Genomic DNA, 26,783 nt, shown 5'->3' with positions numbered 1-26,783 from the left:
AACACCATGACTATTACAGCTGCAAGTATGCAAAAAGATGTTTATAAAGAATTTCATAGCCGTGCTTATCACCCTGATGTAAGTGAAGTATATGCAAACTTTACATCAAGAAGCGGAAAACTTAGCAACATAGAAAAAAACGATAGAGTTGCGTTTGTTGGTCTTCAATACTTTATTAAAAGTTATCTTTTAGAAGAATGGAATGAGTTTTTTAAACTAGATAAAGCAACTGCCGTTGCTAACCATAAACGTATAATGAGCTCAATGCTTGGCTATACAGTTGATGTAAAGTATTTAGAAGATTTACATGATTTAGGTTACTTACCACTAAAAATTAAAGCGTTACCAGAGGGAACATTAGTCCCTTATTTAGTTCCGCCTATGACGATAGTAAACACTAAAGCTGGCTTTCAATGGCTAACAAATATGATTGAAACTGTATTGAGCTGCGAAAACTGGCCAATACAAACCAGCACTACAACCTCTGTTGCATATTTAAAAGTATTCAAAGAGTTTGCACAAAAAACAGGGACGCCTATGGAGTTTGTTCCCTTTCAAGGCCATGACTTTAGCTTTAGAGGTATGTTTGGCAAACACGCTGCGGCAATGAGTGGCTTTGGCCATTTAGCATCAGGACTGGTAGGTACAGATACCATACCCGCTGTTTTATTTGCAGAAAAATATTACGGAGCAAATGTAGATAACGAGCTAGTTGGCTGCTCTGTAGATGCAACTGAACATTCGGTTACCTGTTCATGGATTATGGAAGGTGAAATAGAGTTTTTTAAGTACTTAATGAAAGAGCAATCACCAAAAGGGATTTTAAGTGTTGTGTCTGACACATGGGACTTTTGGACACTTGTTGCTAACTACTTGCCTCAGTTAAAAAGCGAAATAATGGCGCGCGATGGCACCTTAGTTATACGCCCCGATTCTGGCGACCCTGTTAAAGTATTAACAGGTTACAAAGTTTCACCAGTATCTGATTACAAGGAGTTATTTGAAACACAAAAAGAAGCTGAAGCTGACGTTTTTAATAAAGGGTATGAAGCGTATCGCTTTAATGGTCAATATTATGGATTTGAAGATAGCAACACTATTGAGCTGATGGAATGTGAAGTTAAAGGGCTTATAGAGTGCCTATGGGATACATTTGGCGGCACAATAACAGCTAAAGGCTATAAACTGCTTGATGATCATATTGGTGCTATATATGGTGACGCAATAACACTAACTCGCCAACGCCAAATTTTACAGCGCTTAATGGATAAAGGCTTTGCTTCAAAAGTCGTACTTGGTATTGGCTCATACAGCTACCAATACGTAACACGTGACACACATGGCTCGGCTGTAAAAGCAACGAGTGTAGTTAAAGCAGGTGAACGTTTAGCTATTTTTAAAGACCCAAAAACTGACTCAAAGAAAAAGTCGGCTAAAGGGCTCTTAAAAATAGACAGAGTAAATGGCGAACTAACCTTATTTGATGACGTAACCGAGCAAGAAGAAGCTAAAGGCCTATTAGAAGTTGTTTTTGAAAACGGTAAAATAGTGAAAGAAACAACACTAAGTGAAATTAGAACTTTAATAGATACACAAATTTAATTGTTAAGATAATCTAATCTCAAAAGAGCAAGTTGCGCTAAGCATCTTGCTCTTTTGACATTAAGTCGGCCATTCGTTGGTTAATTTCTTGCTCACTTAAATCTTCTTTATGGGTGCCTATGGTCCAAATATGCCCGAATGGATCTTGTAGGGTACCTGCTCTATCACCATAAAACTGGTCGTGCACTGGGCGTACTTCTATAGCGCCAAGTTCAATTGCCTTTTTAAATACGCTATCTACATCTTCTACGTAAAGCATTAAACTTACCGGTGTGCCACCAAGTGCATTGGGGCTTTTAAATGACTCATCTGGGCATGAGTCCGAAATCATAATATGGGAGTCGCCAATTATAATTTCAGCATGGGCTATACCGCCCTCTGGCAGCGGCATTTGCATTACTGACTGCGCATTAAATGCATCACGATAAAAACAAATAGCTTGCTGAGCACCTTCTATAATTAAGTACGGTGTTATCGAACTAAACCCTTTGGGAATTGCTGAAACAGTCATAACGCTCTCCATTATTTTTTATGGGTGTATGTATTTAGCCTATAGGTTAAAAACACTTCTTTCAACGTGTTAACTCATTTAAGTCACTATAATTAAATTAGCCAATTTGTGGTCAATAACTATACTAGCTGTAATATATATCTTACTTTTATTTGCTTAGGACTTTTATAATGTTAGCTAAAATTAGCTTAGCCGCTAAAAAGTATAAAGTTCTGAAGTATTTAGTTTTAAGCTGGTGTGCTTTATTCGCCCACCAAAGCGTGGCTAAAGTTGTGATTGCCATTGTAGGTAAAACAAAAAACGACACCTTTTATCAGCAAGCCTTTAAAGGCTGTTTGCACTTTAGTAATGAGCACCCTGAAATAGAATGCAAGTACGATGGACCAAAAGACTTTCAAGACATTCGTAGCCAATCTATGGTCATTAATAGGTTAGTTGATCAAAAAATAGATGGGTTAATTGTAGCAACAACCGACTCTCAGCATTTGGTCACTCGTTCATTAATGGCGCTTAAAAGCAAAAACATTCCTGTTATAACGTTTGATTCTGACCTGCTAGAAAAACACCAACAGTACCGCCTAGCCTACGTTGGCAGTAACAACTTCGACTTTGGCGTTGCCTTAGGCGAGCAAGTAAAAAAACTGACCAACAAAGCAAATAATACGCTTTGCATGCAGTCGGGGCACCATACAACCCCTAATTTAAACAAGCGTATTGCTGGGGTTAGGTATGCGCTGTCTGATCAAGCGACAGCGCACCTATCAGGTAAAAACGGCTGGCGCGAACATAGTCGCTGCCCCTTATTTAGTTTAGGTAAGCGCGAAGAGTCACTAAAGCAGTTAATGCATTTATTAAAAATGGACAACCCACCCATTTTTTTAGCTGTGGCGGGGTTTGCACAATTTAACCCTCATTACGTAAATGCCTTAGCGCCTTTTAAGCAACGTATTGCCGATAAAGACATTATTATTGTTTCTGCCGATACAGAAGAAATACAGCTCAATGTGTTAAGCAGGGGTCTATCTTCGGCTAACATAGGGCAAAACCCTTTTGAAATGGGCCGCTTGAGCACCAAGCTAATGCACGACTACATTTTATATAATAAAAAGCCTGCGCAATCTCACTACTACACCGACTTTCATTACTGTACACAAAGTAACGCCTCACAGTGCACTGTTAATCATTAAAATTTTACCCAGTTAACTGGGAGTTATGCCCTTTTAAGTACGATGCAGTGCACTTTAGCCAGCGTATTATTGCTCTAAGTTTAAGCGTTGGTGCCACGCTGCAATGCTTTCATCGGGGTATTCATCAAACTGTTTATCATTCTTTTGAATATGCGGGGTAACCCAATTGGCCTTACTAGCAAGCATTAAATGGGTGTGCTCTGGCGGTATGGGTAATTCGCTGTCTATTGCGCCAGCAAAGGGATGAACTTGCTCAGGCCATCGCGAATCATATAACCACAAGTTACTGCTGCAGTGCTTACAAAAATGGCGCTCAGCGGGGCTGGTTTTATCACCCACTTTGGCATGATAAACAGTAATATGTTCACGCCCTGTAACCTCAAGCGTGCTGTATTGTGCGTTCAAGTTTATAACAAACCCGCCACTGCCGGCCGTTTTACGACAAATAGAGCAGTAACATAAGTTATAAGGATAAGGGTGTTTAGAGCTCACACTAAACGTTACTTTGCCACAGTGACAAGCGCCTTTAAGCTTCATAATAAATCCAATTAGTTACTGTTTAGAGTTAATACCATAACCAGTTAGCCATAAAAAAACCAGACCCTTTACTGGGTGTGGTTTTTATTTTCTAAAGCGTTTTGTTCTAACGCTGCCAAAATCTTAAATTGCGCAATGTTTCAATAAATTTATCTGCAGAGTGCATGTTTAAATCTATCCAACCATCGTCGGCTTTACCATCAAGCCCTGCGGCTTCAAATAATGCCATGGCATCTTTTGTGTAGCCTATGTATTTCATGTGCGCGAACGCATCGCTCACAAAGTCTTTTGCCTCAGGAATACCAGCAAGCTTCTTAGCGCCCTCTTGCGTTGCAAGTACCATCACCGCATCGTAAAGCACCGAAGGGCCGCCATTGATTACTTGATCCGCTGCTACATGCTTACCTTTACTACAACATGCACCACCTACTTGTGCGGCCACAATTTCGTAGTTAGCACCTTCAGCGTCTAAGGCATTTGTAACCGAACTAAAAATATCAGCATCAAAGCCATCGCTCACTAAAATACCTAACTTACGACCTTTAAAGGTATCTGGCGCATTTTTTAAAATACTTAGCGCATCCGATACAGGTAAATCGTTACGCGTTGGCATAGCAGCTTCAGCCGGCTCTGGCATATCTTGCAGGCGCAGGCCTTTTGCAACTTCTTGCGCTAATGTGTTATCTACATTTAATAAGTGCGAAACCACACGCTCACGAATCGGCACATGCTCTACTTTTGAAAGCTCAAATACAAATGCATATTGAATGTGCGCTTGCTCTACGTCTGTTTGGCTTAAGTAAAATTGGCGCGCTTGGCTGTAGTGATCGCTAAATGTTTCTGAGCGATAACGCAGCTTATCTCCACCGCTTACTTCTGGCTCGCTTGAGCTTTTAAAGCCATGCACTGGGCATTCGCGGGGGTTATGTTCATCGCCGCTCCACGAGTTTGGCTCGTAGTTAGCACGCCCTTTAGGGTTATGCATTGCCATGTGGCCATCTTGTTGAAAATGACGCATTGGGCATTTAGGCGCATTAACCGGAATATGCGTAAAGTTAGGACCGCCTAAGCGTTTGGTTTGAGTATCTAAATACGAAAAGTTACGCCCTTGCAGTAATGGGTCGGGTGTAAAATCAAGCCCAGGTACAATGTTTTGAGTACAAAAAGCAACTTGCTCTGTTTCGGCAAAAAAGTTATCAACTACACGGTCAAGCACCATGCGGCCCACAATTTTTACTGGTACTTGCTCTTCAGGTATAAGCTTGGTGGCATCAAAAACATCAAATTCAAATTCATCAGCAAATTGCTGATCAAACACTTGTACACCCAGCTCCCACTCTGGGAAGTCGCCTTTACCAATAGATTCCCACATGTCTCTGCGATGAAAATCAGGGTCAGCACCATTAAGTTTAAGTGCTTCGTTCCACACTACTGACTGCATACCGGCTTTTGGTTTCCAATGAAACTTAACAAATTTTTCATCGCCATCTGCATTAATAAATTTAAAGGTATGAACACCAAAGCCTTCCATAAAGCGTAAAGAGCGCGGTATGGCTCTATCTGACATGGCCCACATAATCATATGCATTGACTCAGGTGATAAACTCACAAAGTCCCAAAAGTTATCGTGCGCGGTTTGCGCTTGTGGAAAACCACGGTCTGGTTCAGCCTTAGCTGAGTGAATTAAATCAGGAAACTTCATCGCATCCTGAATAAAAAATACAGGTATGTTGTTACCCACTAAATCCCAGTTTCCTTCTTGGGTGTAAAATTTAACAGCAAACCCGCGAACATCACGTGCTAAATCGGGAGACCCTTTATTCCCTGCAACAGTTGAGAACCTTGCAAATACCGGTGTTTTTTCACCTTTGCGCTGAAAAATATCTGCACAGGTTAAATCTTCAAGCGTGTCGTAGGTTTCAAAATAACCATGAGCACCGTAGCCTCTGGCATGTACCACACGCTCTGGAATGCGTTCGTGATCAAAGTGAAACAGCTTTTCGCGCATTACATGATCTTCTAATAAACCTGGGCCGCGCTTGCCTGCACGTAATGAGTTTTGATCGTCGCTAACAGGGCACCCTTGCGCGGTGGTCATCGTTGGGTATTCATCAGAAGCCTTTTGATGTAATTCGCCACCATGCCCTTTATTGCCTGAGTATTTAAATGATTCAGCCATGTTTAGTCCTTCATACAATTTGATTTAATGGGTCGATAGTTTTTATGAGCTTTAAAACTAAAAGCGACTATGCAAATGCAAAATAAAGACCAGCCATCCAACCTAGTAAAAAAGGGCTGTACAGACAAAAAAGTAGTATTTGAGGTAATTTATAAAAGAAAAAATTACACAGGTGTGTAACTTTTTCAGACAAAAAAAGAGCACTTAAAAAGTGCTCTTAGGCTTAAGCCTTAATCTTTATTCTCGTTAACTAAAATAACTTTTCGATGTGGGAATGGAATTTCGATATTGTTTTCATCAAGGGCTTTTTTAATCAGCTCTGGCACCGTGTATAAAATTTCGAAGTAGTGCTCGCCTTTACAAAAAGGTCTTACTAAAAAGTCTACCGAGCTGTTGTTTAGTGTTTCTACTTCAACAAAAGGAGCTGGGTCTTTTAGTATGTGTGGATGACCCTCAAGTACGCTATCAATAACTTTGCGAACAGCGTCGGTGTTTTCATCGTATGCCACACCAAAGTGCATATCTACGCCACGAATAGGATGATGCGAGTGATTAATAATTTGCGCTCCCCATATTTGGCTATTTGGGATAATAACTTGCTGATTATCGAACGTTTGCAAAATAGTTGTAAACATATCAACCTCGGTAACTTTACCAAAGCGCCCTGCGGCTTCAATAAAGTCGTTTACTTTGTAAGGTCTAAATATAAGTAACATTACACCTGCAGCTAAGTTAGACATAGCACCTTGCAGCGCTAACCCAACAGCTAAACCTGCCGCACCTAATAGCGCAATTATTGAAGCTGTTTGCACACCAAAGCGGTTTAACACGGCAATAAATACAAACGCTAAAATAACATAGCGCGCCATACTGCCTAAAAAGCGAAACAGCGTGTCATCAAAGTGAGTGTATTTATGGCATAAACTAATAATCATATTACGCACTTTACCCGCAAGCCATAAGCCTATTAGTAATATAACTATTGCCATTAGAATATTTGTTGCCCACATTACTGCTGCCGGCAAATACTGATTTACATCAATATTATTTATTATCTCGTCCATTTTATTGTTCCTGTTAGACTGGTTGTAAATATAAAAGTATATTAAACACTTTATATTAACTTTTAATTAACTAAATTACGAATTTTTACTTAGTCGCAGTATTTGCCTTTCATTTTTATCACCAATAACAGTTACAAACACAAATCAGTATATAAATTGACCGAAAATATTTTTTATTGCGTATATATTGTTCAATTTGTAAATAAAGCCAATGTGTTCTAAACCTTTAAGAGACACCTTGTTAAGGAGCGTTGTTATGCCAACAACAAATACGATTAATAAACACTCTGAATTTGCCCGCTGCATTGAATGCAATAAGGTAAGCACATTTGCGGCTTTTCACTGGCTAGCACTGGCATTTAAAGACATGACCCGTGCGCCCATATTGAGCCTTATTTACGGGGTAATATTTACCCTTATTCCTGTTGCTATTGTTTACTGGGCAATGTTTACAGGTACATATTTAGTAATACTGCCTGCAACCGTGGCGTTTGCATTAATAGGCCCAGCCTTTGCGGCAGGCCTTTACGATGTAGCATGGGAGCTTGAAAAAGGCCATAAACCCACACTTAGCCACTCTATAAAGTCGATGTTTAGAAACCCAGTAGGCGAATGGGGCTTTGCAATAATGCTAATGGTTATCATGATTGCTTGGATGCGTTTAGCCGCACTTGTGCATGCTTTATATCCTAGCCACGCCAATCCCACCTTTGAAGAGTTATCGGCGTTTTTAACGTTAGGCAGCATAATAGGAGGGGTATTACTGGTGACTGTATTTTCGCTTTCTGCTTTTGCTCCACAAATAATGATGGAGCGCCGAGTAGATATTATGACCGCTGTAATAAGCTCTATGAACGCTGTAAAAACTAACTTTGCCGCTATGGTGGTATGGTCAATTTGTATATTTGTATTGGTAGCTGTTGGTTTTGCTACCGGCGCCACGGGCTTTATTGTAATTATGCCTTTGCTTAGTTACGCCAGTTGGCATGCTTATATTGCAGTTATTAAAACCAAAAAACCTCGTGGTTACGAGTAACAACCAACCACTTAAAGTTCCAACCACACTGACTAAAAATAGCGCCAAAAGGCGCTATTTTTTATTAACCTAGCAAAGCAAGCTGTGCTTAAAATACCCAAATAGCATGTAAAAAGGGCTGGTTTTCTATTTTATTAGTCCCTAACTTGTTGTACCAATAGCGCCACTCCACCCCTACCATTAACTGTTGCGGGTTTAAATTAAAGTTTTGCCCTACATCCCAATGCACAGCGGGTTGAGCAAGCAACCACTCTTTAACTTTATTGCCTAGTTCGTCATCACGCCCAGAAATATATTCTACGTGGCCGGTAAAATAAAATGCTTGGCTAGCTAGTGTAAAAGGTGCACCCCATGCAAGGTCTATAAAAATACTGTTGTCTTGCTTGGCTAGCTGATCTTTTTGCACGCCGCCGTTGGCATCAATGTAACCTGCAAAAGTAGTTGTTAAAAAATCAAAGCCTGGGGCATCCCAACTGAGCTTGATGCCTGGGGTGTATTTCATTAACCCCTCTTCACCGGCGTTTATACCAAACACTAAACCTGTGTCTTTTATTGCACCGTAACGCACTGAGGTATCAAAGGCTTTTGATAAGCTAAGCGTTGTGTACCACTCGCCATATATACCCGTATCTTGAAAACCATCACTAAGGCTGTCGTTTAAAAAGTCGATAAAAAAGTAGTTATCACCTAAGTCATGCTCTGAGGCATGCTCTATGGTGTAGGTGCGTGTAAATGACGACTCCCCGGTAAAGGGATTTAAGGCATCGCCAAAATTTGTGTGAAGCTGTGTGACGCTCCAATTTTCTGCTAGTGCTGAGTGAGACAAAAGCAGTATAGATGTTGTAAACAGTGTTTTTAAAAAATTCATGATTTATTTACATAACCCCAATTAAAATGCGGCGGGAGTATATCAGTGAGCATTCACCAACTAAAGAGATTAAATAAGCACAAAGGCTGATTTTTAAAATCTAAGCAGTAAAGCCCAGTAGCGCGGCTTTAAAAGAGCAGCGTTAGCCCTTTATAAAACACCTGAATTAATCATTACGCAGGTAATAAATAAGCACCTTTATATTTTGTATACCCTTGCATAGCTTATTTACTGGGTTTTATTTAGAGGTTGTAGCGCGTGCAATATTAAGATGGGCTTTTAAAGGCAATTTAATAACGGCATGAATTGTAAGGCTAGGTACTTTAGGTAGCTGTATTACACAGACTATGCCTTATTGAGCATAAACAAATTTCAACTCAATCGATAAACAGCCACAGCTTTTTTACTACTGTGCACAATTTACAAAAATAAGTGCATAAAATTCATATTCTACGTCTCTCCCTTTTTAACCCTACGTACCCAATTAAAAATAAAGCATTAAATATCAATAATTTAAATAAATAAACTTGGTAGGCATAGGCTTTGCTTCATGTATTGCAAGTTAAATGGTAGCAATGGCTACATACAACAAATTACACAACGGGAGACATTATGAGTAACTCAAAACACCCAATTGAATTTACAGCCCCAGGTATGGATAACGAATCAGCAAAAAAAACAATTGAAACACTCGATAACCGACTCGTAGCACTTTTAGACTTACAACTTACTTTAAAGCATATTCACTGGAATGTAGTAGGCCCAAGCTTTATTGGTGTGCATGAAATGTTAGACCCACAAGTGGATGCTATTCGCGAAATGACCGACACCATCGCAGAGCGTATTGCTACATTAGGCGGTACGCCACAAGGTACACCTAAGTCTATTGTAGATCGCCGCACATGGGAAGAATACTCATTAGGTAAAGCCTTTGTAGTAGAGCATTTAGGTGCATTAGACAAAGTATACAGCGGCGTTAACGCCGACCACCGCAAAGCCATTGGCACGCTGTCTGAATTAGACCCAGTATCAGAGGATATGATCACCAGCCAGCTAGGTGACTTAGAGCAGTTTCAATGGTTTGTACGTGCACACATTGAATCGTCTGCAGGTAAACTAAATCATTAATTTATTACCCACTTTGCCATACAAGGAATGTTAATAAGAGTTAAAGGACTAATAAAAATACAAGGACACGTTACAAAAGTAGGTACAGGATGAAGTGCAAACTACAAGGACTCGTTGCTTATTACATAAAGGATGTAGTAAATGCACCAAGGATGATTAAAGCTTGCTAACGGATTTGGTAAACCTACAAGGATTGTTAAAATACAAACGCTTAGTATACCTATACTAAGCGTTTGTATTTTTTACCACTTTAAAGCTTAAAACTATCCCAAGGACCAGTAATAGCCAACGTTTTAGTTGGCATGTATACGTTTACAAACAAGGTTTGCCCGTCAGGTGAAAAACACGCCCCAGCAAGCTCTGTTTGCGCATGCAATTTAGCAAAGTTATACACCTCTCCTTTAGGTGTCACCCCGCGTAAATGGTTATTCACCGTGTCTGTGTATTGATCCTCACATACAATTAAATGCCCGTTAGGTGCTACCGTTAAATTATCACCAAAGTTGTATAACGACTCGTTTGTACTTTCTACAAATAGTTGTATTTTACCAGGCTCATTTTGCTCTAACTCAGTGCCTTCGTTTTTTGAAGGTGTGTACTTCATTACCTGACCTAACTGCTTTTTGCCCCCATTAGTACAGCAAAAATAAAGCTCATTTTTACCCCAATGTATTCCCTCTCCTCGTGCGAATAAGGCTGCACCTTTTTTATAACCTTGCTTACGTAGGTCATCATTTGGGCTTTTAGGATCTGTGAGCGTTATCCATTCAACTAAAAGGTCGCTGTGTAATGGCATGGCCGGTGAATCCCAATTTCGGCTATCAAACTGAGGCTGGTTTTTAATTACCATAGCTTGCAATATGCCGCCTTTATTTAACTTATCGCGATGATGAGGAATAAACCGATAAAACAAACTATCGCCTCTATCTTCAGTTAAATAAACAATACCGGTTTGTGGGTCTATTGCGGCGGCTTCATGATTAAACCGGCCCATATCATATAATGGCTCAGGCTTAATTAAGCCTTTGGCGCTGGCTGGTACCTCAAAAATGTAACCGTGAGATTGAGACAAGCCATCGCTTTTATCCATAACGGTTTCTTCGCAGGTTAGCCAACTACCCCACGGCGTTACACCGCCTGAGCAGTTTCTTATTGTGCCACACAGCGATAAATACTCTTGTTCGCGTTTTTGCTCTTTTAAGTTATAAATAATATGGCTAGTGCCCCCAGGCAAAGCTACACCATTTTTAAATGAATCATAGGCTAAGGGGGTTTTGTGGTTACTAATTAAATCAGATGCTTTATTAATGTGTTTAGGTTGTAGCTCATGGTTACGTATAAGGGCTACGCGTTCGTTATCTAATGCAATACAACCCATGCCATCGGCACGGTCGGGTACGTCGAAACCATCATCCATTTTATCGCCAAGTGCCGATATAACCCGATAACTAAAGCCTTTAGGTAAATCTAATAAGGCCTGAGGGTCGGCTATTAATGGGCCATAAGCTGGCAACTTAGTCGTTACTTCAGGTAAAGCAACGTTACCCATTGCGCTGCGCGATAAGCCGATAAACGCAAGCGAGCCTGCACTAAATAAAAACTCTCTTCTAGAAACCATTATTTTATTCCCGTGTTTTTTATTAAATCTATAGTAAAGGAAATAACCCGCTAGAAGTGCGGCGCTTTGCTAAATTCATCAAAATGTAATAATGTAACATTCCATCCGTACCAGATATCAGTTAATTCAACTTTAAATAATTGCCCTCACTGTTTAATAGTAGGATAGTAAGTTACTCAAATAACAACGGCTTAATTAGGAGTATCATGATCAAAGTATTACTAGCAACCAGCTTAATTGCCTCTTCATTCGCAGCTTTAAGTAATCCACTCACCGTTGAAGAACAACGCATCAGCAAAGCACAAACAGCAATGCCCACTGTGTTAAACGCCTTTAATAAAGAAGTAACCACCTTTGAGCAACAGTTTAAAGCACTCAATAACTTTAAAGAGGCAAAGCAGCTCATTCAAACCTATAGTTTTGAGCTGTGGGAAAGCGCTAAGCAACGCATTATTAAAACTAACAATTACGACGACCGAGCACTTTACTGGGCGCGCTTGCTTTCAAGCAAAGTAATACGTACAACCGAAGCTAACGTTGAGCTATCTGACGCGCACATAAATACGCTGCTAAGCATGCTTGAAGAAGGCAGCCGAGGCCGCACCGATTTAGCTTTTTCATCAGGTAGTGATAAAAAAATTATACTTACCGGATTTGACCCTTTTTTACTCGACAAAAATATCAACCAAAGTAACCCATCTGGGGTCGCCGCATTGTTACTCGACGGCCAAGTTATTAATTACAATGGCGTTAGCGCCGAAATTAATACGGTTATGGTACCAGTACGCTACGAAGACTTTGACCAAGGTATAATAGAATCACTCCTTGCCCCCTACTACGCACTTAATAACGTCGACATGGTTGTAACGGTTAGCATGGGCAGAACCGAGTTTGATTTAGAGCACTTTCCTGGTAAACGCCGCAGCGTAACCGCGCCAGATAACGCCAATATTGTCTACGGCGGTACGCAAACAAGCCCTGTTATACCCAAGCTAAATGGCCGCCCACTACCTGGTAATGAGTTTGTAAAATTTAGCCTACCAGTAAGCGCCATGCAAAACGCCAAAGGCCCATATAAAGTAATCGACAACCGCGAAGTAACTACACTTAATAAAACCTTTAAAGCCGGCTCATACGGCGCGCTTAAAAACAGTGTTGCAGTAAATGGCGGCGGGGGTGGTTATTTGTCTAACGAAATATCGTATCGTAGTATTCGACTGCGTGACGCGCTAAATTCGAGCATTCCTACTGGGCATATCCATACCCCGCGTATTCAACAATTTGAACCCGAAACAGAAGCCAACATAGTTAAACAAATTAAAGCAATGCTCACGCAAAGCTTAGTGGCATTATAATAAAGCTAAGCAATTAATATACATAAAAAAAGGGCAATATTAATTGCCCTTTTTTACTTTTTAAGCGTTAGCTCTTCGGGTAGTTAGATGGGAAAAACGCACGTTTGGCTTCTTCATCAAACTCTTTTTTAAAGGCGACATCGGTGCCAATTTTACGTGCACGCGCAACCGCTGGGCGGCTATCAATGCTTTCAAACCAACGTTTTAAATTAGGGTATGGCGCTAGGCCTTCTTCACCAAGTACTACTGGCGCTTTATCAATCCAACCCCAAGCAGATACATCAGCAATGGTGTATTCATCACCCACTATAAAGTCGCGACCTTCAAGGTGTGCATCAAGCACTTCGTAATGGCGCTGCGCCTCACGCAAGTAGCGGTTAACTGCGTAATCAAGCCCTTCAGGCGCCATGTGTCTAAAGTGTACACTTTGCCCCGAATACGGCCCAAGGCCCGATGCTATAAACATTAACCATGAAAGCATTTCGGCGCGATTCTCTGGCTTACCTGCTAACTTACCGTGTTTTTCGCTTAGGTACATTAATATAGCGTTCGAATCAAACACACGGGTTTCACCATCAACAATGGCTGGTGCTTTTGCGTTAGGATTGATGGCTTTAAACTCAGGCGTATGTTGCTCACCTTTTAAGGTATCAAGTGGCATAAGTTCAAACGGCAGCCCTGTTTCTTCTAAAAACAAAGCAACCTTCATTGGGTTAGGTGTATGGTGAAAATAAAATTTGATCATAAAACGCTCCTAAAAGTAGTAGCTACAATTAAACCACAACTTGAGCAGTCGTTCAATTTAACTACTATCTTTACGAAATAAAATATAGCCCACTTAAATAGCTACCAGCCCTAGCTTCACATTCTTTAATTCAATGGTTAATAGGTGAGTATATTCAGCATAGGAGTAAGAATTACATTTGTTATACGATTGAATATATTGATCTTAAAGTAATAATAACATTGCGTTTACATGAGTTTTTGTTTATAAAGTCGCTTGGAATGGATTCTTGAACTTAAACTCACTTTTCTTGTGCAAGCTCCTTTCTAGATTACTTCTGCATTTATTTAAACGGATATAAGAAACTTATGCGCATAAGCAACAAATACATTAAAACAATTATAATTTCTGCACTTACTGCATCTACATTATCGGGCTGTGCTACTACATCGTCAAAAGTAGTTGAAACGCCAACGGTAGCAAGCTACAACACAACTTACTCTGGCACAAAAAGTAAATTAGTCGTAGGCCAATTTGTAAATCGCTCTAGCTTTCAGAACGGCATATTTTCTTCAGGACAAGACCGTTTAGGTAGCCAAGCCAAAACTACATTAATGAGCCATTTACAACAAACAAATCGATTTAGTGTTCTAGACCGCGACAATATGGCAGCCCTAGCAGAAGAAGCAAAGTTAACAGGTACAAAACAGGCTCTGAGTGGTGCTAAATTTGTAGTAACAGGCGATGTAACAGAGTTTGGCCGAAAAGCCATTGGCGATCGCCAACTGTTTGGTTTACTAGGTAAAGGTAAATCACAAATTGCGTATGCAAAAGTAACCTTAAATATTGTTGATGTAACAACTTCAGAAGTTATTTACTCCGTTCAAGGCGCTGGCGAATACAGCTTATCTGAACGTGAAGTTATTGGCTTTGGTAGTACAGCTTCATACGATGCAACCTTAAATGGTAAAGTGCTCGATTTAGCAATTCGTGAAGTGGTAAATAAGCTTGTTACAGGTTTAGAGTCAGGCCAGTGGGGTGATAAATAATGAAAAAACTGTTATCCCTAATTATGGTCTGTGCAGCTTTAACAGGTTGTAACTCGACTAAAGAGCCAATTTATTATTATGGCGATTATAGCACTGCGGTTTACGCCTACTTAAAAGCTGATGAAGTAACCGCTGAAGAACAAATTAGTATGCTTGAGCAAATCATTAGCGAGGCCGCAGGTAAAAACAAGCCTGTTGCGCCTGGCCTTCATGCTCACTTAGGTATGCTCTATTTTGAAACAGGTAACCCTTCATTAGGTACAACTCACTTCGAAACAGAAAAAACACTTTTCCCTGAGTCGGTGCAATACATAGATTTTCTTCTAAAGTCAGCGGAAGGTGCTTAACATGTTCAACTTGAAAACACTTACAACAGCAGCATTATTAGCACTACTTGCAGGTTGTGTATCAGCTCCACCAGCACACGATTACACTGCATTTAAACAAGCAGACCCTCATTCAGTAATTATTTTGCCACCATTGAATAATACACCTGAAGTAATTGCACCATACAGTGTTATGACACAAATGGTTGCCCCTATTGCTGAATCTGGTTTTTATGTTTTTCCGGTAGCACTAGTTGAACAAACGTTTAAAGGTAATGGCCTTACAGTGGCAAGTGATGTACACCAAGTACCAGTAGAAAAGCTGCATGATATTTTTGGTGCCGATACTGCCCTTTACATTACCATCGAAGAATATGGTACTAGCTATGTTGTAATTTCTAGCGAAACTGCTGTAACGGTTTCAGCTTCATTAGTTGATTTACGAAGTGGCGAGCAATTATGGCAGGGTAAAGCAAGAGCCTCATCAGCAGAACAGCAAAGTAATGGCGGTGGCGGACTTGTAGGTATGCTAGTAGTTGCGGCTATTAATCAAATAGCTGAGACGGTGACCGACAAAGGGTTTGAGATTGCAGCTATTACTTCAACTCGCTTACTATCGTCTGATACTTACAATGGCTTGCTTTACGGACCACGCTCGCCAAATTACGGTAAGCCAGCACCAAGTGAAAAACAAAAATAACGAGTTCCGTTATTAGGCAAAAGTCAAAAAGGCCAAACTAAATGTAGTTTGGTCTTTTTAATAATCCCTTTCAAGAGCGTTCTCTTTTACATGTTCAATTAACTCAGGGAAAAATGCTAAAAACACCGATTCTAACTCATGGTAGTTTTGCGCTATATCTTCAGCGGCACCGGCAAAGTTATTAGTAAAACGAATGCGTTTGGCTATGTTATCAAGCGCAAACCCTACCCCTTCTATAGTTTCGTATTCTTTAAACCAATCGTTTGTAGTCATGCTGGTTACAACATGCTGCATGCGCGGTGGCATAACGGCTATGCGCTCATTTAAAAGAGCGTAGCTGCTGCGTTTAAAATCATTTAAAGGGTGTTTATTAAATTGCTGCCAATGCCTAATTAAAAAGTGATCAAACAGCACGTCAATCGCTACGCCTGCAAAGCGCTTTCGCTCGGGCGAAAAGTACTGTTTAGTGGTTTTTACTAAAGCGTGTGAGTCGGTAAATTTATCCACTAAGTAATGGTTTTCTAGTGCACTTTTAACGCTATTGGGCAGGTATTCTGCGTGCCTGCGTCCACCAAAATCACCTAATAAATTGCCAAAGTGTGAATCGGCTGTAGGCTTTGCTAAGTAAAGGTGAGCTAAATAATTCAACGTAATCCCAATGGGTTTAAACAAACTTAATTTTGCCAAATAGTAACGCACATTTAAGCGAAACTCACACGAGTGTTTAGCGCACTCCCTGTGTCTTTACCTAACACTTTAGTTTGAAAATTATACAAACACTTTGTAAAGCCGTTGCACTCAATTCAGCATTAAATATTTAAAATAGAATTATCAATCACTTAAAATTTAAAAATCGCTGGAATATATATTGCTACTTAGCGTATTTAGCACTCAAACATGTATAGCTCTTTTTATTAGTGAGTAGTTTAAAGGAGCATAAAACATAGGTTAAATCAGTTATGGATATAGCTATATTTTTTAAGTCGTTACTATTACTGGCTTTTTTTTTAACGCTAGGTAATTTAATTAAGTACACATTTTTAAGGGGCTTAATTGTGCCCTCATCGTTAATTGCTGGCGTATTGGCTCTTTTATTAGGGCCACAATTACTCGGTGAGCATATTAATTTGTCGCTCCAAGGCACTAATTTATGGATAGATGAAAAGGTCACAAGCATATGGAAGGAGCTACCAGGGTATTTAATTGTAGTGGTGTTTGCAGGTTTATTTTTAGGTAAAAAAATACCTACAATTAAACAATCGCTAAATCAAAGCCTACCCAATTTAAGCTTTGGCTACAGCATTGCCATAGGTCAATATGTGGTGGGTATGATCACGGCATTATTAGTACTTGCCCCTTTATTTGATACCAACGAAGTTGCCGGCGCACTCATTGCGGTGGGATTTCAGGGCGGGCATGGCACCGTAGCTGGCTTGCAATCCACTTTTGAAAGTATCGATTTTGCAAAAGGTATGGACTTGGGGTTAGGTATAGCAACAATAGGCCTTATAAGCGCCATCGTGTTAGGGACTATTATGTCTAACCGCACCGATGGGGGCGACCAAGAACTTGAAATTAGCCACGACGAAAAAGTAGAAGTAAAAGACCGCCCATTTGGCCTGCACTTTGCTATTTTAGGCACGGTTGTTATTGTTGCTTGGCTTATTCTTAGTGGCTTACAAGTAGCCGAAAAAAACCTTTTTGCCGATTCATCGGTAAAAATACTTGAGTACATGCCTTTATTCCCCATTGCGATGATGGTGGGTTTAGTGGTGCAAATAGTGCTTAATAAATCAGGCATGGGTAACTTAATTAGTCACTATCAAATAAATCTGCTTTCTAACCTCTCCCTCGATTTACTAATAATTGCCGCACTGGGTGCGCTTAACTTATCGGTACTTGCTAAATATTGGCAAAGTATTTTAATTTTAGGCGCGGTGGGGGTTGCCTATAGCGCAGCTATTTACTTTTTCTTTGGTGGGTGGTTTTTCCCAAAAGATTGGAAAGTGAGAGGAATTGGCGAGCTTGGGCAATCTATGGGCACTACGGCGGTTGGACTGTTAATGCTAAAACAGGCTACCTCAAACCCAAGCGAGCATATTCGTCCCTTTAGTTACAAACAACCACTTTATGAGCCTGTGGTTGGCGGCGGTATTGTTACTGCCCTTGCACTTCCTGCCATTGCTAACTTTGGGCCGTGGGCATTTACTATTATTATGGCGGTTATATTAGCCTGTGTAGTGGGTGGTTTTGCCTTTTATAAACGCCGCAAACACAAAAGCGAGTAGCCTAATTGCGCTATAAAAAAGCCGCTACAACTTTTGTAGCGGCTTTTTTATGCATTGGTTTTTTACTTTTACCAGTAACTAATTACTCGACTTAACCCAATTGCCATTATCATTTTTACTGTAGCTATTTTTAACCGCAGACCAAGCCACTTTATGCGCTGTGGTTTCGCGGTCGTCGTCGTTTTTTCTATCGTTTGGGTCCTCGTAGGTGTCCCACGCGCTATTAAACGCTTCTTGATATATCTCTTGGGCATGTTTAGGTAAGTTACTTTTTACCGAATCCGGTAACTCGTTTGTGTTTTGATAAGGCATAAATAATCTCCGTATTACTTAATTACGCCGCACGCAACACGTTTACCGCCACCACCTAATTTCTTGGGTTCGTCGGCATAATTGTCGCCCCCTTTGTGGATCATCACTGCGTGTTGTTTAAGCTGCTCAAGCTTGAGCCTTGGCGCTAAAACAGGCGATTTAGCTTCGCCGCGTTCATTTACAAATAACGCAGGTAAATCGCCTAAGTGGCCATTACTCCACGGTTCATCGTGGTGTTTAGCACTGTTAGGATCAAAGTGCCCACCAGCAGCACCGGCCGGTACAACTTTACCGTTTTTTTGCTTTGGCTCGCAGCTAGCATATTGATGAACATGAAAGCCATGCTGCCCAGGCGTTAAGCCTTTAAGCGCAGGGGTAAATACCACCCCGTGCTCATTTTCTGTCAGTGTAACGGTGCCAAGTAGCTCACCTTGCCCCGACTTACTTACTGCATGCATATCAACATCTACATTCGCCAATGCGCTATTTTGTAGCATTGCAGCGGTAAATAATATGGCGCAAGCTGGTTTAAAAATACGTGTTACGCTTTTTTTAGCGGTTGAATCAAACTGTAAACAATTCATCGTGATCTCCTCATGTAGTATCAGGTTTGTAAATAACGCGACTGCTCAGTTATTAGGTACAATCTCTATACCAAGCTCACTGTAGGCAAAAAATTTCACCTGCGCTAAACGTAACGCATTGATTAAAAATAAAATAAACAAGGCTAGATAATTAACCACTACACATACATAAAATTTACTGCATGTTTTTGTTTAAACGCTGTACAAAAACTGGTGCAAATTTACAAAAGAAATGACAACTTTACAGGCTTAACACGCCCACCCGCCTAATACTAAGTACCGCTCAAAACGGGTAAAAAAGCAGCTTAACCACTTAATAGCGCATTTACTAATACCGCGCTAAGCCAATAGCACAGCGCGTTTAATCAAAATACGCGCCTATGCAAACGATAAAATAAACCATGCTCACCACGCCTGCTGCGCTATCGGTATACTAATTGCTGAACATACTAGTGTTATTAAACGGGTTATAGATGACCCTATCGCTATTAAACAATCGAGGGAATTATGAGTAACAAGCAACTAATTAAAACACTAGGTATAGGCCTAGCCGCCGCATCAGCTGGCATGCTAACCAGAAAAAGTTTACAAAAGTCGTGGGAAAAGGTAACCAACGAGCCCGCCCCAAAAGACAAGCCAAGCGAGCATACAGATCTTAAAGAAGCCGTTACATGGGCAGTGGTATCTGGCATTGGTGCAGGCGTGGCAAGAATGGCCGTACATTATGTGCTCGACAAACGTAAATCTAAGTAAGCCAATAGCCACTAAAGTGCAACGTAAAAAAGCATAAAAAAAGGTGAAACTAAGTTTCACCTTTTTTATTACTTTAAACTAATTAGCTTTACGCGGTAGACACACTACTCGCGCCTGCATTTTTAAGTATTTCTTCAATCGCGCTTTTGTTATCGCTGTCGTACTTAACACCAATTAATATAGAGCCTTTTTCAATGGCGTCTTCGTAAAATTTAACTTCGTGCTCAGGAATAAACGCCCCAATAGCAGCGCCTAAACTTCCGCCAACGGCAGCACCAGCGCCGCCCGCTGCAAATGCAGCCACTAATGGGCCTGCTACTAATAAACCTGTACCACCGGTTGCCACGGTACCTACGGCAGTAAAACCGCCAACAATTGCAGCTATAATACCACCAGACGCTGCACCAACAATGCCGCCTTCAGCCGCTTTGGTTCCCTCGTCTAAGGCAAAGTCTTCCTTTGCGTATGAGTCATTGGCTACAATGCTTATATCAGCTTCATTAATACCTAATGCTTCTAATCTATAAATAGCCAGTGTTGCTTGTGATGCGCTTTCAAATAACCCAGTAATAACCGTGCTCATAATAACTCCTTTATTTATTTAAAAAATACAGCCATTACTAAGCAAAACCTGAACCACTTAAATTATTGCTATTAATCAATAAGTTAAACAACAACCCCAAACTACTGCTTTCATTTACACAGTAAATATTGCTAACCGTTGTAAAAAACTCCTACCACATAAATAAATACACTAACGCTTAGCGCTTTTATATAACGCGTTAATCAACTCAATTACTTAGACCAAGTAATTTCGGCTAATTGATTAGTAGCCGTTTGATGAATAATTAAGCCGTTATTGCCCATACGCATGTGCCTAATTAAGCCAGAGTAAACCCCTTCTTTACTGGGAATTTGCCAGCTTTGCATGGTTTGAGTTTTTAAATCAAACCTAACCAGCGTTTCGGGGCGCTTAGCCGACTCATTAAACCAAATAGCATTATCAGCATATTCAATGGCATACGGGTGGCTGTTTTCGCCGCTGGGATTATCCCACTGCGTTATTTTACCGTTTTTGGTGTTATAGCGGCCAAGTTTACCCATGCCAGAGTTTACATAAAACACCATATCATCAGGCGTAATAGCAAGGCGCCTAGTATGTGTTTTAGCACCTGGGAGTTTTATTTCGCTAAGCTCCATGGTGTTTTTATCAACTTTAACCAAACAGTTACTGCCATTACACGACACCCACGGCGTCCCGCTAGAATCAAGCTTTATACCATAAGGCCGCGAGCCTTTAGTGGGTAAAGTAGCCAGTTTAATATCGCCGCTTTTAGGGTTTAGCCTGCCAATCATGTTGCTGTGCTGCAGGGTAAACCAAAATATACCCGCATCATCAAATACGCCTGTATGCGGGTCACGGGCGTTTTTATCAGGCATTTTATACACTTTAAATTTTTCGGTTTTTAAATCTAAATACCCAACCGTGCCATTTTTATTACCTAAAAACCAAGGGGTTTGGTTTTTATCAAGCGATACACTGTGCGCATACGTACCACTTGGCAAAGTGTACTCTTTCATTTCACCGGTTTTAGGGTTTAACCTACCTAAAATATTGCCCCACTGGCCAACCCACCAAATAAGCCCGTTTTCACCTTGCACAGGGTCGCGAGCACGTTGCCCAAGCGTAGGCACTCGCCAGTATTTAAAGCTAAGTTTTAAATCGCCTTTAACCACCGTTGACTCACGCTTATTATTAACAGGGTAATGCTTGGCCAAATACGCGCTAATATCTTTACTAAGCGCAGTGCCCTCGCCTGTATCTACCATATAACTTATGAGTGTTTGCCAATCCGCTTGGCTATAACCCGCACTGCGCTCAAGGTTGTTTAAACTATGGCAACTAGCACAAAGCTGCTCAACTAATACCCCAGGCTCGTTACTCAATACAGGTAACGGCGCAGCTAAAGCCCCTAGCGCAGCCATTGCCGTAACATGTTTATTAAATAAAAATCGATTTTTACGCATAACGCCCTCCCTTTTTTAATATTAAAGCATAGGGCGAAAGTGTTTACTATATGAGCACTTTTAGCTTTTAGCTTTTAGCTTTTAGCTTTTAGCTTTTAGCTTTTAGCTTTTAGCTTTTAGCTTTTAGCTTTTAGCAGAATAGTGTCGTTTTTATTTTCGGTGTGGAAATCGTTATTTTTTGGGGGGGTAATGGTAATTTAGGTACGTTTTCTTGCTTAAAAAACTAAAACAAACTTCCCCTTCATATTAAACCAAATAGTTCGCGCTTTCGGCCAACGCGCTAGCAAGCTAAGCGCCTACAATAAATAACATTGTATTTAACTTTAGCTGTGGCTATTACATTGGCTATGCGTTGGGTTTCGCTTCGCTCAAACCAACCTACGGTTGTTGCATAGCTACAAGCTTGCGTATAATGCCCGCATTCTGGCTGTATGTATTAGCCGCTAATTTGGATTTTAATAATGAAAAAACTCTCTGCAGTGCAAGTAAAACAACAAGCACTTGTGCTTAACGTTGCCGATAAACTAGAAGCACAAGGGCGCGAAGAAATCCCTGGTATGGTGCAGTGCTGGTTTGATGTGGAATATCACTTATTTCCAAGTTCACTACTTTTGTGTTTTCAGTTCGAAAACGAACAAGCTTTAGCAGCCGCAGAGCCTGATTTATTAAAATGGCAAAAGCGTTTAAGCGCCGCAATGCTTAAAAAAGGCGTGATTTTAAAAGATATGCGTAAACATTTAGTGTTTACTTTAAAAGGCCCTGATGACTAAAGAAGGGCTAGAGCAAAGCTTTGAAGCGCAATAGTATATAAAAATAAGTTTAAGGGCATAAAATAGAGCAATAATATTGCCCTTTTTAAATGGGGTTATAGAGGCAGGTTTTGCATTTTTCCTTAATCACAAAAGTAGAAGGGCCGCCCCCTACCGAATACTATAATTGATCATAATCGAATTAAGTTAAGCCTGAGATAAAATTTTCACTGAAACTTTTTTATCAACTGATTTGCATTATTTATATGTATTTGGCACTTTTCTGTAGTTAATAAACTTTCATCTAAAGATTTGCTTTTATCTGCATTTTCAAATGAATTAATAAAATCAACCTGCGCACTATAAAATCGATTACTTAAGTCAGAGTTTGACTCTAACTCAGAGCTTAAATAACTATTGAGCTCATTATGCAACTTACTATATTCTTTTATTTTTTCGAGAGTCGCCTTCTTATTTAAATTTTCACAAAGTATTAAGCCCGCAGAAGTTTTTCCAGCAAGATGAAAGTCAATACTTAGCGAAGCAATTAAAAAAACACTAAGCATCATTTAACACTCCTTTTTAAATATATAAAAATAAATTTTGATAAACTCTGATAATATAACCAGAAACATAACAAGCAATAAAAGCCACTAAAAAAAAGGAATATAGCTATTATTGGTAGTATAAAACTCAAACATAAGGCTATCCCATTATGAAAGTCAGTATGCAGTATGAGGTTAAAGCTTGACTTCAGACATCAAACCATCTCGAAGCTCTTCCCACTGTAATTCAACCTTATTATTTTCAATAATTAATGCATTTAATCTATCAACAGCTTTTGATACAGCCGAATAATGCCTAACATTAAAAACATTTGCTAATTAAAATCAAAGTGTCTAGACAAAGCTCCATAATAAGAGGAGCCCTCGACACCATCAGTTGTGTTAGTTGAATATGATATTGCAGTAAACCTAGCTGCTAATGAAGGAGTTAAAACTTGCATCATAATTATTTTCTTATATTTTTATTTAACTTTATCACTATTAAGATTTAGGTGTTCATCAACATCAATAACTTCAAAACCTTTATCCCAACGACAAATTGAAGTCCCCTCTAAGCTCATTTCTTCTCGATTACTAGAAAAGCTAAATAAAATGGCCTCATTAGTTATATCAGCGTTAAGGCAACTTAATTTACTGTTAAATTCATTAATAGGGTTTTTTCCTATTAATGTCGCTCGCCAAATAATAAATTTTTTTCTATTAATAGTCGTGGTAATGTATTGATTAGTAAATATTTCTTTGAATGGTATGCTGGGTTCATCGGAACGAATCGTTTTTTCAGGAAATCTAAAACTACCATCGGGGTCTGTATAAACAAAATCTCTACGTGGCTTACCGTCTGAGAAGCTAAGACTACGTAAAATCAATTGATTGCCAATTGGCTCACCGTTATTTTTTAAACACCCGAGTACTTCAGGAGATAGATGTACTTTGTGCGCACCAAATTGATCAAAAAAGGGCTGAATTTTCGCGCTGAAGCTTTGAATTTTGTCAATGATTGACACAATAACCTCTTGAAATATGATTGTTTTTGGAGGAATAATGTGTAATTTATTATGAAGATTACCCACAGTCCTTGTCGATATAAAAATATTTTATCGGGTATTAAATAATATGCAATTAATTTTCGCTACTCTAACTGCTGCTGATGTAGTCTTTTAAGCCTCTTAATTACTTTAATGCTAAATTTTAAATATTTACTTTTGAAAAAGAGTAATAAAATTAAGTACTATAAATAAAACAGAAAGTTCTAAGCCATTAAAAGAAAAACCATCTCTCTGCTCGGTAACAATACCTATTATATAAATAAGGGTTGAAATTATAGCACTACAAGCTAACAGGCTATAAATCTTTAGAACCAAGCATTTACCAATTGATAAAAGTACACCAAACAATATACATATTCCAACAAAAAAACCTATTACCCGCTGACCTAGCTCATCTACTGCGCTGTAAGGCCATAACATTATTAATATAGTGAATGCTAATGATGAATAGCTAAAAACACTCGCAACAATCGCCGCAGCACAGATTGAGCTATGTTTTAAATTGGAAATTTGGTCACTTGCTGACAATGCTTCAACCTTCACTTTCTAGGCTCTCAATGACACCAATTGCAATACCCTTAATTTCCCCGTTATATGCAGTTCCTGTATAGTCAGGCTTGGGATCTAATCTTGACTTCATACATCAAACTATCTCGAAGTTTGTCGAACTGTAAGTTGACCTTATCATCTTCAATTATTAACTTATTTAGCCTGCATACCGTTTGGGATATGGCTGAATAGTGTTGAATATTAAAAATAATTTCTAACACTTTTAAATTTTAAAACTGTGGCCAAAATTAGTTGACCACTACAGAAGTCCATTGTAACTAGATATGACGAAGGTACCTTATACACTCTTTCTCAGAAGAAGACGTCCAACCACTATCCAATACCTGAATAAGAAAGTTTTTTAGAGCTTTATTTAGTGATAAAGCTTGCTTAATAAGAGGATACCTACCTGTTCTAATCATTCCTACATAAGCTAGTGCAATATCATCAACATCAGTGAAATATTTATCATTCAATTCAAAAAAAACAGCCATTACCTTATCTAATTCATACGTACACTCAGTAATTAAAGCACTTGCCATTTTATTCTCATGAGTAGATAAGACATTAGTAAAGCGAGGTATAAAACTTCTTGCAAATTTTCCATCAGGACCTGCAAGCTCAATATATGCTTGATCAGACATAATAGAGCCTAAAACACCTCCAACTACAACACCTACAGCTACACCAATAGGCCCAAACCAGATACCAGCAGTCGCGCCCCCTGCAGCGCCCCCAGCGAAACCTCCCCCAATGTTGGTTGCTTCACGCCCTGCAGTTTTAATTTTATTATTAGAACTACTAATATTATAAACGGCGATGCATATAGAAAGTACCCATAAACTTCGTCCGGCTTTGCCTAAATTGCTTGCTTTGGCACTAACCTTAGGATTTGCCTTCCCTGCACTTTGAACTATCTTTTTATAAATTGATGAAGCTTCTGATTCGGTAAGCTCAGCGAAACTTTTACCGAACTGGCTTTTTGCATATTTATCTAATAACGTCTCTAAATTCAGACCTTTTGCCTTTAACTTAACTACTTTAGCTTTACCAATATCACTAGTTTTACTGCGAGAAACAGTCATTATTTCATTCCGCATCTCATTTGCAGCTACAGCTGCCTGTTTAGGCGTAATGACTCCAGCCTTATAAGCATTAACTAATTCCAAGGACATTTTTTTTGTCTGTTCCATATATAGTGCTCTTACTTTTGAGTCATTTATGAAACGACTACCAAAGTTAATCGCAGCTATTTCCATTTGCTTAATACTAATTTCTACATCTTTATCAGAAATAAACGAGTCCATGTTTGAAACCTTAATCTTTTATTGTTAAATAACTTGGTGATAATTTATTGGAGTAACGAACACCATTTGAAGGTATTATATGAGAGAAGTGTACTTTTTTTTTGTCTGCAATAATTAAATTATTTATCGATTCCCCCCAAAATTTAAATTCAATATTTTGATCATTTCTAATTATTAAATCTTTCAAAATCCCTGGCGAATATGGCTTCATCAGTTCAACACTTTCAATAACTTCACCTATTGAATCAACTAAAGTAATGTACAATGCCTCCTCGTATGGAGAATCATCTGAGGTAAAAAAAATATATGTGCAATTTTTTCTTCTAAATATTCTTTCTACCTTTTCTCCATATAATACCTGTTGGTTTTTCAGGCTATCTAAGCGCACCTGTAATTTTTCTTTGGTTTTATTTTCTGAGAAAGCTGTAATTTCTTCCATAATTAAATCCGTTTAACATTAGATATTAATAATATTATATTTTTCTTTGAGTAATGTATACTTCGGAGCAAAGTTGTTAAGATAAATTAAAAACTGCTTTATAGGAAATATAGAGTTTTTCTGTATTTTTATCAAAAAAAGGCTTGGGGTCAAAAAGGCTTGGGGTCAAATCTTGACTTCAGACATCAAACAATCTCGAAGTTTTTCCAATTGTAATTTAACCTTTTCATCTTCAACCATTAATTTATTCAACCTACCTACAGCTTTCGATATCGCCG

Annotated in this window: 28 protein-coding genes; 11 read left to right on the top strand and 17 right to left on the bottom strand. The window is 39.3% G+C overall.

The features are described 5' to 3' along the window. Positions 1–6: 6 nt before the first annotated feature. Positions 7–1,602, top strand: coding sequence for a nicotinate phosphoribosyltransferase (locus NQT65_RS10315; RefSeq protein ID WP_256851130.1), 1,596 nt, complete (start codon positions 7–9; stop codon positions 1,600–1,602). Between the two features lie 37 nt (positions 1,603–1,639). Here NQT65_RS10315 and NQT65_RS10310 read toward each other — a convergent pair whose 3' ends face one another. Then, complete coding sequence (locus NQT65_RS10310; RefSeq protein ID WP_256851129.1) at positions 1,640–2,113, bottom strand: VOC family protein; 474 nt, start codon at positions 2,111–2,113, stop codon at positions 1,640–1,642. A 170-nt stretch (positions 2,114–2,283) separates the two neighbouring features. Between NQT65_RS10310 and NQT65_RS10305 the strand changes: the two genes are divergently transcribed. Then, positions 2,284–3,300 carry a substrate-binding domain-containing protein gene (locus tag NQT65_RS10305; protein ID WP_138684879.1) on the top strand — a complete coding sequence of 339 codons (1,017 nt, stop codon included), beginning with the start codon at positions 2,284–2,286 and terminating at the stop codon, positions 3,298–3,300. 66 nt (positions 3,301–3,366) lie between these two features. Here NQT65_RS10305 and NQT65_RS10300 read toward each other — a convergent pair whose 3' ends face one another. The 3 genes from NQT65_RS10300 to NQT65_RS10290 form a co-directional block, all read right to left on the bottom strand. Next, a complete protein-coding gene (locus NQT65_RS10300; protein WP_256851128.1) occupies positions 3,367–3,837 on the bottom strand; it encodes a GFA family protein in 471 nt (156 codons plus the stop codon). Positions 3,838–3,943: 106 nt separating this feature from the next. Further along, a complete protein-coding gene (locus NQT65_RS10295) occupies positions 3,944–6,016 on the bottom strand; it encodes a catalase (RefSeq protein ID WP_256851127.1) in 2,073 nt (690 codons plus the stop codon). A gap of 230 nt (positions 6,017–6,246) precedes the next feature. Then, on the bottom strand, positions 6,247–7,080 hold the full coding sequence (locus tag NQT65_RS10290; protein WP_256851126.1) for a mechanosensitive ion channel family protein: 834 nt from the start codon (positions 7,078–7,080) through the stop codon (positions 6,247–6,249). A gap of 256 nt (positions 7,081–7,336) precedes the next feature. On the opposite strand from NQT65_RS10290, the gene NQT65_RS10285 reads away from it, so the two are divergent. Continuing rightward, a complete protein-coding gene (locus NQT65_RS10285; RefSeq protein WP_256851125.1) occupies positions 7,337–8,116 on the top strand; it encodes a DUF2189 domain-containing protein in 780 nt (259 codons plus the stop codon). Between the two features lie 88 nt (positions 8,117–8,204). Here the strand turns inward: NQT65_RS10285 and NQT65_RS10280 are convergent, their stop codons facing one another. Then, a complete protein-coding gene (locus tag NQT65_RS10280) occupies positions 8,205–8,984 on the bottom strand; it encodes a nucleoside-binding protein (RefSeq protein ID WP_256851124.1) in 780 nt (259 codons plus the stop codon). 612 nt (positions 8,985–9,596) lie between these two features. Between NQT65_RS10280 and dps the strand changes: the two genes are divergently transcribed. Then, complete coding sequence (gene dps / locus NQT65_RS10275) at positions 9,597–10,112, top strand: DNA starvation/stationary phase protection protein Dps (RefSeq protein ID WP_256851123.1); 516 nt, start codon at positions 9,597–9,599, stop codon at positions 10,110–10,112. A gap of 250 nt (positions 10,113–10,362) precedes the next feature. Here the strand turns inward: dps and NQT65_RS10270 are convergent, their stop codons facing one another. Further along, positions 10,363–11,730: an alkaline phosphatase PhoX gene (locus NQT65_RS10270; RefSeq protein ID WP_256851122.1), complete on the bottom strand. Its 1,368-nt coding sequence runs from the start codon at positions 11,728–11,730 to the stop codon at positions 10,363–10,365. A gap of 206 nt (positions 11,731–11,936) precedes the next feature. Between NQT65_RS10270 and NQT65_RS10265 the strand changes: the two genes are divergently transcribed. Then, complete coding sequence (locus tag NQT65_RS10265) at positions 11,937–13,085, top strand: PA0049 C-terminal domain-containing protein (RefSeq protein ID WP_256851121.1); 1,149 nt, start codon at positions 11,937–11,939, stop codon at positions 13,083–13,085. A gap of 67 nt (positions 13,086–13,152) precedes the next feature. Here the strand turns inward: NQT65_RS10265 and NQT65_RS10260 are convergent, their stop codons facing one another. Beyond that, entirely contained in the window at positions 13,153–13,830 is a 678-nt protein-coding gene (locus tag NQT65_RS10260; RefSeq protein ID WP_256851120.1) for a glutathione S-transferase family protein, read from the bottom strand. A gap of 347 nt (positions 13,831–14,177) precedes the next feature. Here NQT65_RS10260 and NQT65_RS10255 point away from each other — a divergent pair, with 347 nt between their 5' ends. The 3 genes from NQT65_RS10255 to NQT65_RS10245 are packed head-to-tail and all read left to right on the top strand — an operon-like array spanning position 14,178 to position 15,884. Next, complete coding sequence (locus NQT65_RS10255; protein ID WP_256851119.1) at positions 14,178–14,858, top strand: CsgG/HfaB family protein; 681 nt, start codon at positions 14,178–14,180, stop codon at positions 14,856–14,858. After that, the gene (locus NQT65_RS10250) at positions 14,858–15,205 is read left to right on the top strand and encodes a DUF4810 domain-containing protein (protein ID WP_256851118.1); all 348 of its coding nucleotides are present in this window, start codon (positions 14,858–14,860) and stop codon (positions 15,203–15,205) included. Before NQT65_RS10255 ends, NQT65_RS10250 begins: the two co-directional genes overlap by 1 nt. Position 15,206: 1 nt before the next feature. Next, entirely contained in the window at positions 15,207–15,884 is a 678-nt protein-coding gene (locus tag NQT65_RS10245) for a DUF799 domain-containing protein (protein WP_004587580.1), read from the top strand. A 57-nt stretch (positions 15,885–15,941) separates the two neighbouring features. Here the strand turns inward: NQT65_RS10245 and NQT65_RS10240 are convergent, their stop codons facing one another. Then, the gene (locus NQT65_RS10240) at positions 15,942–16,532 is read right to left on the bottom strand and encodes an acyl carrier protein phosphodiesterase (RefSeq protein WP_256851117.1); all 591 of its coding nucleotides are present in this window, start codon (positions 16,530–16,532) and stop codon (positions 15,942–15,944) included. A 311-nt stretch (positions 16,533–16,843) separates the two neighbouring features. Here NQT65_RS10240 and NQT65_RS10235 point away from each other — a divergent pair, with 311 nt between their 5' ends. Then, the gene (locus NQT65_RS10235) at positions 16,844–18,172 is read left to right on the top strand and encodes a sodium/glutamate symporter (RefSeq protein ID WP_138626223.1); all 1,329 of its coding nucleotides are present in this window, start codon (positions 16,844–16,846) and stop codon (positions 18,170–18,172) included. A gap of 78 nt (positions 18,173–18,250) precedes the next feature. Here NQT65_RS10235 and NQT65_RS10230 read toward each other — a convergent pair whose 3' ends face one another. Then, on the bottom strand, positions 18,251–18,484 hold the full coding sequence (locus NQT65_RS10230) for a ChaB family protein (protein WP_256845473.1): 234 nt from the start codon (positions 18,482–18,484) through the stop codon (positions 18,251–18,253). Between the two features lie 14 nt (positions 18,485–18,498). Continuing rightward, positions 18,499–19,068, bottom strand: a complete 570-nt coding sequence (gene sodC, locus NQT65_RS10225) for a superoxide dismutase family protein (protein WP_096042283.1) — start codon at positions 19,066–19,068, stop codon at positions 18,499–18,501. 507 nt (positions 19,069–19,575) lie between these two features. Here sodC and NQT65_RS10220 point away from each other — a divergent pair. Continuing rightward, on the top strand, positions 19,576–19,821 hold the full coding sequence (locus NQT65_RS10220) for a DUF4235 domain-containing protein (protein WP_004587585.1): 246 nt from the start codon (positions 19,576–19,578) through the stop codon (positions 19,819–19,821). An 88-nt stretch (positions 19,822–19,909) separates the two neighbouring features. Here NQT65_RS10220 and NQT65_RS10215 read toward each other — a convergent pair whose 3' ends face one another. Further along, the gene (locus NQT65_RS10215) at positions 19,910–20,404 is read right to left on the bottom strand and encodes a hypothetical protein (protein WP_004587586.1); all 495 of its coding nucleotides are present in this window, start codon (positions 20,402–20,404) and stop codon (positions 19,910–19,912) included. A 212-nt stretch (positions 20,405–20,616) separates the two neighbouring features. After that, the gene (locus NQT65_RS10210) at positions 20,617–21,849 is read right to left on the bottom strand and encodes a Vgb family protein (RefSeq protein ID WP_256851116.1); all 1,233 of its coding nucleotides are present in this window, start codon (positions 21,847–21,849) and stop codon (positions 20,617–20,619) included. A gap of 461 nt (positions 21,850–22,310) precedes the next feature. Here NQT65_RS10210 and NQT65_RS10205 point away from each other — a divergent pair, with 461 nt between their 5' ends. Next, positions 22,311–22,619: a hypothetical protein gene (locus NQT65_RS10205; RefSeq protein WP_138684889.1), complete on the top strand. Its 309-nt coding sequence runs from the start codon at positions 22,311–22,313 to the stop codon at positions 22,617–22,619. A 206-nt stretch (positions 22,620–22,825) separates the two neighbouring features. Here the strand turns inward: NQT65_RS10205 and NQT65_RS10200 are convergent, their stop codons facing one another. The 5 genes from NQT65_RS10200 to NQT65_RS10180 all read right to left on the bottom strand — a co-directional run bounded on the left by NQT65_RS10200 (position 22,826) and on the right by NQT65_RS10180 (position 26,505). Beyond that, positions 22,826–23,167: a hypothetical protein gene (locus NQT65_RS10200; RefSeq protein WP_256851115.1), complete on the bottom strand. Its 342-nt coding sequence runs from the start codon at positions 23,165–23,167 to the stop codon at positions 22,826–22,828. Between the two features lie 458 nt (positions 23,168–23,625). Continuing rightward, positions 23,626–24,168 carry a DUF6795 domain-containing protein gene (locus NQT65_RS10195; protein WP_256851114.1) on the bottom strand — a complete coding sequence of 181 codons (543 nt, stop codon included), beginning with the start codon at positions 24,166–24,168 and terminating at the stop codon, positions 23,626–23,628. A 192-nt stretch (positions 24,169–24,360) separates the two neighbouring features. After that, entirely contained in the window at positions 24,361–24,753 is a 393-nt protein-coding gene (locus NQT65_RS10190) for a hypothetical protein (RefSeq protein WP_256851113.1), read from the bottom strand. A 284-nt stretch (positions 24,754–25,037) separates the two neighbouring features. Beyond that, a complete protein-coding gene (locus NQT65_RS10185; protein ID WP_256851112.1) occupies positions 25,038–26,066 on the bottom strand; it encodes a hypothetical protein in 1,029 nt (342 codons plus the stop codon). A 10-nt stretch (positions 26,067–26,076) separates the two neighbouring features. Continuing rightward, positions 26,077–26,505, bottom strand: coding sequence for a hypothetical protein (locus tag NQT65_RS10180; protein ID WP_024033275.1), 429 nt, complete (start codon positions 26,503–26,505; stop codon positions 26,077–26,079). Between the last annotated feature and the right edge of the window lie 278 nt (positions 26,506–26,783).

It is taken from the genome of Pseudoalteromonas agarivorans (genome assembly GCF_024518735.1).
GTDB lineage: Bacteria > Pseudomonadota > Gammaproteobacteria > Enterobacterales > Alteromonadaceae > Pseudoalteromonas > Pseudoalteromonas atlantica.
The sequence above is the reverse complement of the archived record's forward strand: the minus strand, read 5'-3'. Positions and strand labels throughout refer to the sequence as shown.

Coding starts and splice junctions, on each gene's coding strand:
- NQT65_RS10270 (WP_256851122.1), bottom strand. CDS start 11,730: ATGGTTTCTAGAAGAGAGTTTTTATTTAGTGCAGGCTCGCTTGCGTTT.
- NQT65_RS10255 (WP_256851119.1), top strand. CDS start 14,178: ATGCGCATAAGCAACAAATACATTAAAACAATTATAATTTCTGCACTT.
- NQT65_RS10205 (WP_138684889.1), top strand. CDS start 22,311: ATGAAAAAACTCTCTGCAGTGCAAGTAAAACAACAAGCACTTGTGCTT.
- NQT65_RS10185 (WP_256851112.1), bottom strand. CDS start 26,066: ATGGACTCGTTTATTTCTGATAAAGATGTAGAAATTAGTATTAAGCAA.
- sodC (WP_096042283.1), bottom strand. CDS start 19,068: ATGAATTGTTTACAGTTTGATTCAACCGCTAAAAAAAGCGTAACACGT.
- NQT65_RS10285 (WP_256851125.1), top strand. CDS start 7,337: ATGCCAACAACAAATACGATTAATAAACACTCTGAATTTGCCCGCTGC.
- NQT65_RS10300 (WP_256851128.1), bottom strand. CDS start 3,837: ATGAAGCTTAAAGGCGCTTGTCACTGTGGCAAAGTAACGTTTAGTGTG.
- NQT65_RS10250 (WP_256851118.1), top strand. CDS start 14,858: ATGAAAAAACTGTTATCCCTAATTATGGTCTGTGCAGCTTTAACAGGT.
- NQT65_RS10305 (WP_138684879.1), top strand. CDS start 2,284: ATGTTAGCTAAAATTAGCTTAGCCGCTAAAAAGTATAAAGTTCTGAAG.
- NQT65_RS10230 (WP_256845473.1), bottom strand. CDS start 18,484: ATGCCTTATCAAAACACAAACGAGTTACCGGATTCGGTAAAAAGTAAC.
- NQT65_RS10215 (WP_004587586.1), bottom strand. CDS start 20,404: ATGAGCACGGTTATTACTGGGTTATTTGAAAGCGCATCACAAGCAACA.
- NQT65_RS10295 (WP_256851127.1), bottom strand. CDS start 6,016: ATGGCTGAATCATTTAAATACTCAGGCAATAAAGGGCATGGTGGCGAA.
- NQT65_RS10180 (WP_024033275.1), bottom strand. CDS start 26,505: ATGGAAGAAATTACAGCTTTCTCAGAAAATAAAACCAAAGAAAAATTA.
- dps (WP_256851123.1), top strand. CDS start 9,597: ATGAGTAACTCAAAACACCCAATTGAATTTACAGCCCCAGGTATGGAT.
- NQT65_RS10260 (WP_256851120.1), bottom strand. CDS start 13,830: ATGATCAAATTTTATTTTCACCATACACCTAACCCAATGAAGGTTGCT.
- NQT65_RS10310 (WP_256851129.1), bottom strand. CDS start 2,113: ATGACTGTTTCAGCAATTCCCAAAGGGTTTAGTTCGATAACACCGTAC.
- NQT65_RS10245 (WP_004587580.1), top strand. CDS start 15,207: ATGTTCAACTTGAAAACACTTACAACAGCAGCATTATTAGCACTACTT.
- NQT65_RS10200 (WP_256851115.1), bottom strand. CDS start 23,167: ATGATGCTTAGTGTTTTTTTAATTGCTTCGCTAAGTATTGACTTTCAT.
- NQT65_RS10210 (WP_256851116.1), bottom strand. CDS start 21,849: ATGCGTAAAAATCGATTTTTATTTAATAAACATGTTACGGCAATGGCT.
- NQT65_RS10220 (WP_004587585.1), top strand. CDS start 19,576: ATGAGTAACAAGCAACTAATTAAAACACTAGGTATAGGCCTAGCCGCC.
- NQT65_RS10265 (WP_256851121.1), top strand. CDS start 11,937: ATGATCAAAGTATTACTAGCAACCAGCTTAATTGCCTCTTCATTCGCA.
- NQT65_RS10280 (WP_256851124.1), bottom strand. CDS start 8,984: ATGAATTTTTTAAAAACACTGTTTACAACATCTATACTGCTTTTGTCT.
- NQT65_RS10290 (WP_256851126.1), bottom strand. CDS start 7,080: ATGGACGAGATAATAAATAATATTGATGTAAATCAGTATTTGCCGGCA.
- NQT65_RS10235 (WP_138626223.1), top strand. CDS start 16,844: ATGGATATAGCTATATTTTTTAAGTCGTTACTATTACTGGCTTTTTTT.
- NQT65_RS10315 (WP_256851130.1), top strand. CDS start 7: ATGACTATTACAGCTGCAAGTATGCAAAAAGATGTTTATAAAGAATTT.